The following is a 1,120-nucleotide window of genomic DNA, read 5'->3' on the forward strand; positions in this document are numbered from 1 at the left end:
GGCCGCTGTCCACAATCAGCCCGCCCAGCACATTGCCGTGTCCGCCAATGGCCTTGGTGGCCGAATGCACGACGATGTCGGCGCCCCAGTCGAAGGGCCGCAGCAGCAGCGGCGAAGCCACGGTGTTGTCCACCACCAGGGCCACGCCGGCCGCATGGCTGATATCGGCCAGCTGGCGCAGGTCGGCAATGCCGCCCGATGGATTGCCCACGGACTCCACGAACACGGCCTTGGTGCGCGGCCCTATCGCCCGGCGCAACGCCTGGAAATCATCCTTGGCCACGGCCGTGCTCTGCACGCCGCGCGAGGCCAGCACATGGGCGATGAAGTTGTGCGTGCCGCCATACAGCTGCGAGGCCACGACCACATGGTCGCCCGCACTGGCCAGCGTGGCCAGTGCCACGTCGATGGCGGCCATGCCCGAGGCCAGGGCCAGCGCGGCCACGCCGCCTTCGAGAGCCGCAATGCGCTGCTCCAGCACCGCCAGCGTGGGGTTGGCCGTGCGCGAGTACACATCGCCCTCCTCCACCAGGCCGAACAGGTTGGCGCCGTGCTGGGCGCTGTCGAACACGAAGGAGGTGCTCTGGTAGATGGGCACGGCCGCGCTGCGCTGCTGCTCTCGCCCCCGGTAGCCGGCGTGCAGGGCCTGGGTGTCCTGCTGCCAAAGCGCATCGCTGGCTGCGTCGTGCGGGGCGGACTCGGTGCCGGTCGCTGAGGTCATGCATGGACTCCGTATGAGTGGTCGATGCAGCCCATTATTCGAAGCCCGCGCCCTGCGCACTACGAAGAAAAACGCGTTCGCTTATTCGGTTTGCGCATGTCGCCGGGCCGCGCCCTTCCTAGTTGTCACGCACATATGGATGCGCGTTTTGCGTCGTTGGAAACACGGCACCCAGCGGACAGCATCGGCAGTCCCGAAACTGCTTTGGAGGGAGTTCCATGACCCGCAAGACCCAGACCGAGATCGACAGGACCCAGGACAGCCGCTGCGCCCATGGCGCAGATTGCGGTGCTTTCGGGGCGCTCGATGCTCCCGAGGCGACCGAGCCCTCGCTCTCGCGCCGCACCCTGATCCGCGCCGGCGCCGCAGCCGGCGCGCTGGGATCGGCCGCCTGGTTCA

General features: G+C 68.2%; 1 protein-coding gene and 1 pseudogene. One reads left to right on the plus strand and one right to left on the minus strand.

The window, feature by feature from the left end; all coding sequences use genetic code 11:
• On the minus strand, positions 1–721 hold a 721-nt coding region (locus L995_RS19555; RefSeq protein ID WP_047473097.1), incomplete at its 3' end, for an aminotransferase class I/II-fold pyridoxal phosphate-dependent enzyme.
• A gap of 218 nt (positions 722–939) precedes the next feature.
• Here L995_RS19555 and L995_RS19560 point away from each other — a divergent pair.
• A pseudogene (locus tag L995_RS19560) lies at positions 940–1,120 on the plus strand (ABC transporter substrate-binding protein); the annotation flags it as partial.

It is taken from the genome of Delftia sp. ZNC0008 (assembly GCF_000799035.1).
GTDB lineage: Bacteria > Pseudomonadota > Gammaproteobacteria > Burkholderiales > Burkholderiaceae_C > Comamonas > Comamonas tsuruhatensis.